The 5,475-nt window shown below is 58.1% G+C and carries 5 protein-coding genes; all 5 read right to left on the bottom strand.

Translation table 11 applies throughout. The features are described from left to right. Nucleotides 1-209 precede the first annotated feature (209 nt). From W930_RS0124000 to W930_RS0123980, 5 genes are read right to left on the bottom strand one after another with little or no spacing between them, the layout of a single operon-like run. Nucleotides 210-854 carry an acetyltransferase gene (locus W930_RS0124000; RefSeq protein WP_024788455.1) on the bottom strand — a complete coding sequence of 215 codons (645 nt, stop codon included), beginning with the start codon at nt 852-854 and terminating at the stop codon, nt 210-212. After that, a complete protein-coding gene (gene neuB / locus W930_RS0123995) occupies nt 851-1,927 on the bottom strand; it encodes an N-acetylneuraminate synthase (RefSeq protein WP_023872556.1) in 1,077 nt (358 codons plus the stop codon). The genes W930_RS0124000 and neuB overlap by 4 nt, the downstream gene beginning before the upstream one ends. Then, on the bottom strand, nt 1,924-3,111 hold the full coding sequence (neuC, locus tag W930_RS28690; protein WP_023872555.1) for a UDP-N-acetylglucosamine 2-epimerase: 1,188 nt from the start codon (nt 3,109-3,111) through the stop codon (nt 1,924-1,926). Before neuC ends, neuB begins: the two co-directional genes overlap by 4 nt. Then, the gene (locus tag W930_RS0123985) at nt 3,108-4,256 is read right to left on the bottom strand and encodes a LegC family aminotransferase (protein ID WP_023872554.1); all 1,149 of its coding nucleotides are present in this window, start codon (nt 4,254-4,256) and stop codon (nt 3,108-3,110) included. The genes neuC and W930_RS0123985 overlap by 4 nt, the downstream gene beginning before the upstream one ends. A 4-nt stretch (nt 4,257-4,260) precedes the next feature. Then, nucleotides 4,261-5,283: an NAD-dependent 4,6-dehydratase LegB gene (locus tag W930_RS0123980; RefSeq protein WP_024788454.1), complete on the bottom strand. Its 1,023-nt coding sequence runs from the start codon at nt 5,281-5,283 to the stop codon at nt 4,261-4,263. Nucleotides 5,284-5,475: the final 192 nt, after the last annotated feature.

Below are 5,475 nucleotides of genomic sequence, written 5' to 3'. Positions count from 1 at the left end.
CGGAATTTCTGACACCCTCGTCCGCCTTGGCCGGCCGCTTCCATAGGGACGGTGATCAATCGCGTTGGTGATCACATCCGTATTGCGCGGTCCGGTTGAGCCATTCGATCTACTCGTTTTGCTTCGACTTGCCCGATTCGATGTATTCCATCGAGATGCCTTGCTTTGGCGTCCACGTCACGATTGCGGCGGCCAGGCTTACCGCTCACTTACTGCGGGTCCCCTAGTCGAGCGGGAACGCCGATCAAGGTCCCTCGCCCTCCAAAATCCTTGACGACGACAGCGCCGGCACCCACCAAGGTGCTCGGCCCCAACTGCACTCCTTGCCGCACGATTGCGCCAGCGCCAATGTGAGAATTGCTGCCCACTTGGGTGTTGCCGCAGAGCACGGCGCGGGGCGCAACATGGACATAGGCATCTACCACGCTGTCATGTTCGACTACTGCTGCGGTATTGATGATCGAACTCACACCGATACGCGCACCTGCCTGAACGACGCAGGCCGCCAGCAAGTGCGCCCCGGGAGACACAGTAGCAAACGGCGATATCATCGCTGTGGGATGGCAGACGCCGCTGAAGTACCAGCCGTCGGCTTCCAACCGCTCTTGCACGCGTCGCCTCAGGCCCGTGCAGTCGACGCCACCCAAGCCGTTGACTAAGTCGACCTCTCCCGGAGAGTAGTAGCTCAGGACGTCGTCCGTCCCCAGCACTGTCAAGCCGGGAAGCACCTCGACGGCTTCCCCGCGCGCTGCCTCGCCTACAGTGAACCCCAAGACCCGGCGTTGACACGCTAGTAACGCGTCAGCAACAACCTTTGCATGCCCGCCTGCACCGATAATCAGCACGGGCTTCATTGCGGATCCAGAGGTTCTGCAGCGGCGTAGTCGCGCAGAGCTGGCTGCCCCACGAAGCCCCAAAGTGCCGTGGGCGGCAAGCCGCGCCCGCTACGTGCAGTCGACAGATCCGCCCGCGTGAAACATTCGCCCTGTCGGATGTCGCGCGTGGCGACCACCTGTTGGCGGGCCGCTTTGCGGGTATCCCATTCACTGGCCTGTGGGCTCTTGGCGCCATCTCCGAAGGCCACTTCGATCGTTCGGATATCTCTGATCATGCGCGCCAATTCCTCGGGCTCCAGCGACGCTTGGTGGTCCGGGCCGGGCATCGTGCGATTCAGCGTGAAATGCTTTTCGATGAGCACCGCACCACGCGCAACCGCCACCACTGGAATCAGGATGCCGCTAGTGTGGTCCGAGTAGCCAACCGGGAGGTTAAATGCCCGTGCCAGTGTATCCATGGCCTTGAGATTGACCTCATGCATGGGTGTCGGGTATTGGGACGTGCAATGAAGCAGCGTGACTCGGTCATGAAGCGAGTCACGCCATTCCGCGCGACTCCAACCCTGCCAGACCTCATCGACGTGAGCGGGCTCCGCATCGGCATTGAATCCATGCGCGATGACGGCCAAAGCCAACTCCACCTCCGACAGTGTTGCCATGCCGGTGGAAACGACCAAGGGCCGACGCTGTCGAGCGAACTTCCAGAGCAGGGGGCCGTTAGTCAGCTCTCCAGACGGCACCTTGTAAAACGGCATGCTGAGGGATTCGAGAAAGTCCAGGCTGTCCGGGTCAAAGGCTGTGGACAGAAACTCAATGCCACGGGCATGTGCGCGGTCACGGAGTTCATGGTGCCATTCCCTTGGTAACTCCAGCTTATGCAGCATGTCGAACTGGGACTCTTCCGCCTCCGTTGTCTGCGTTTGGTATTTTGCCTTGGCGAGTGAGCGACTTGCCAACTTCTTTGCGTCAAAGGTCTGGAACTTGACCGCGTTGGCGCCGGCATCGGCTGCCCGATCCACCAATTCTCGGGCGAATGCGAGAATGCCGTTGTGGTTGACTCCGGCTTCGGCGATGACATAGACGGGCTTCATGGATAGGTGACGCTCTGGGCAAGAGCCGAGGTATAGTTGATGAAGGGCTTCTCGAGTGTGTCCAGCCGGGTGGCCTCCAGCACATCAACGATGCGACGTGCGGCACCAGGCTTCCCATATGGCGTATTTCGACGTGCTGCCAGCGCTTGTTGCTCCGGCGCGAGCGCCAGCGAGAGCGCAGCGCGAACGGAATCGAGGGTGTCGTCGCAATGGATGACAGACGGAGCACGCAAGCGGCCCTGCTGTCTGGAGCCAATGTCCACCGTAGTGACGCCCATTGCAGGTGCCTCCAATAAACCACTCGATGAATTGCCAACAACGGCGTCCACCTCGAGCATGAGGCTCAAGTAGCGGCGCGCACCGAGGGATTCGACGAGCACCACGCGATCCTGACGCTGTGCCGCAAAACGCTCGAGCGCCTGTCGAATATCCGATGCTCCGGGGTCGGCATTGGTTCCCGTCACGACAACGGTGGCGTTGAGTTCATCCAAGGCCGTCAAGAGCGATTGCATAGCATGCAAACCCGAATCTTCGCGGGTGGTCACCGGGTGGTAAGTTACAAGAAAACTCGGTGACTTGAGCCTCAGTCCCAGATGCTGCTCCAATGCTTCGCGCGCCACGAGGTCCAAGGTCGCGATATTGTCGAGCGCCAAGGCGCCGACTGTCCAGATACGGTCGTGCGATTCGCCCATCTGGCGCAGCCGCTGGGCGTAGGGCTCGGCGGCGGGAAAATGCAGATGTGCGAGCTTGGTGACGGCATGTCGAATCAATTCGTCGATTGCCCCCTCCGTAATTTCGCCTCCGTGGACATGGGCGATCGGCACTCGCGCAAGCACTGCTGCCTGCGCTGCAGCCAGCAGTTCGTAGCGATCCCCCAGAAGCACGAGCATGTCCGGTCGCAATCGATCCAATGCCTCGGCGGTTCCCATCATGGCCAACGCAGCGGATTTGGTCGCTGCCACGGCGCTGTCACTGGACAAGAGCATTTCCACGGTCGCATCGACGGCAAAACCGTCTGCCTCGATCTCCCGGACAGTCATGCCATGTTGAGGGGACAAGTGCGTGCCGCTGGCGATGACTTGCAGCGTCAAGCCCGGCCGCCCGGCGATTTCGCGCATAAGGGGGCGCAACAGGCCGTATTCGGCGCGCGTGCTGGTGAAGACTGCGATGCGTCGAGACGTCATGGTGCGTCCGGCAACACGCTGCTAGGGAGATTCACGACGCGCTCCTCCAGCCACTCGGAGTTCTCCAGTGGTCCACGCAAAGCGTTTGCGTAAATCGGGAGGCGACTCATCAGGGCCCAGATCGGACGGGTCATGACGCCTGCATCGTTGGTGGCCTTTAGCAGCGCATTGCGCTGCTCAGCGCTCTCACAGATCACGCCATTTAACCAGTAATTGGACGTGCAGTGCTCAGGTTCCACGATAGGCATCAGGTCTGATCCGGCAAAGAACTCGATGTAGCGCTGTGCCAGCAACCGCTTCGATGCTAAGAAGCGTGGCAACTGCTCGAGTTGCGCACAACCCAGGGCTGCGTTCAGATTCGGCATCCGGTAGTTGTAGCCGACCTCGTCATGCACAAATTCGTAGGGATGCGGGATCTTTGCCGTCGTAGTGAGATGTTTCGCACGCACGCCGATTTCCTTGGTGGAGAGGATCATGCCCCCGCCCCCTGTGGTAATCACTTTGTTGCCGTTGAAGCTCAGGACGGCAATCTGACCGAAGGTTCCCGTATGCCGGCCTTTGTAGAAACTGCCCAACGATTCGGCCGCATCCTCCACCAGGAACAGCTTCCAGCGCTCGCACACTGCCATCAATCCATCGAGATCGACTGCATGGCCGAAAGTATGCATCGGCAGGCAGACCCGGATGCGGCGGTGCCCCTGCCGCGTACGGCACGTGCCGTCGTCATCAATCAGCGCATGTTCTTCAAGCCAAGCCTCCAGGGCGAACGGCGAAAGCCCTAACGTACGGCGATCCACGTCGATAAACAGCGGCTCGGCACCGCAGTAAGCGATGGCGTTGCACGTCGCGACGAAAGTCAGCGACTGCGTGATCACCAGATCGCCACGCGCCACACCGGCCAACATCAGTGCCATGTGCAATCCGGCGGTCCCGTTCATCACCGCCACGGCTCTGGGGCTGCCAGTAAACGCCTCGATGTCCCGCTCGAATTGATCAACATACGCCCCGACGCTCGACACAAAGGTCGAATCGATCGTGTCGACTACCAGTTCTCGCTCGCGTCCGCGGAACACGGGGGAGTGCAGCGGGATGAACTCGTTCGAAGCGTATTGCTCACGAACAAAACGGACCAGGGATTCGTACATGGATTTAGACGTTATAGATATCGGCTTTGTACTTGGCGAGGTTCTCGGCGCGTGTAAACCACTCTACGGTTGCCTTAAGGCCGGCTCGGATGTCGTACGCGGGCTTGAAGCCAGTTAGATCGTGAATCTTTTTATTGTCACACCACAGTCGGAAAACTTCCGATTTGTCGGGACGTAGTCGTTGCGCATCGGTGAGGAATTCGACGTCACTATCCATCAGTTCCCGGATCAAGTTGAGGGTGTCGCCGACGGATATTTCGAAATTCGAACCGATATTCACCGTCTCACCAATGGCAGTTTCGCAACGAGCCAATTCAAGGAATCCGCGGCACGTATCGGCAACGTAATTGAAGTCGCGCGTCGGGCTGACATCGCCAAGCTTGATCTGTTTCTTACCGCTCGCAATCTGGCTAATGATCGTAGGTATGACAGCCCGTGCTGATTGGCGTGGGCCGTACGTATTAAACGGGCGCGCAATGGTCAGCGGCAAATCAAACGCATTGAAGAAGCTCATCGCCATGGCATCAGCGCCAATCTTCGAGGCACTATACGGCGATTGCGGTTGCAACGGGTGTTTCTCGTCAATTGGCACGTACTGGGCGGTACCGTAGACTTCGCTCGTGGAGGTGTGAATGACACGTTTCACGTCATTATCCATTGCTGCCTGACAGATATTCAGCGTGCCCTTTATATTTGTATCCACATAGCTGTCCGGTGCCACGTAAGAATACGGAATGGCAATTAGTGCAGCCAAGTGGAAGATAATATCCACGTCTTTGGTGACGTGTTTGCAGTAATGAGGATCGCGCACATCGCCATTCAATACTTCAATCTCATTTCGGCATTCGACATCTTCCAGCCAGCCCCAATGATTGAAGGAGTTGTATTGGGACAGCGCTTTAACTTTGAAACCTTCTCGAACCAGAAGCTCGGTAAGGTGCGATCCAATGAACCCGTCGGCGCCTGTAATCAGAACTGTTTCACCAATTTTCTGGTTCTTATTGTCAATTTTCACGTTATCTTCCATAAACGGCCTCAAATCCAATGATGTCAATTTTTCCCCAAAAATCGCCCGACTGTACTTTGATGATTCTCAGGCGGATAGTGGCTAGTTCTTCAGGTGGAGCCTTTCGCCTATGGGGATGACGCCTTCATCGATACTGTCTGTTCAGCTCTAGGGGCGATGTACTTTGGAAAGCACACGCCAAACGGCGCCCCT

It is taken from the genome of Pandoraea sp. E26 (assembly GCF_000681415.1).
Classification (GTDB): Bacteria; Pseudomonadota; Gammaproteobacteria; order Burkholderiales; family Burkholderiaceae; genus Pandoraea; species Pandoraea pnomenusa.
The sequence above is the reverse complement of the archived record's forward strand: the minus strand, read 5'-3'. Positions and strand labels throughout refer to the sequence as shown.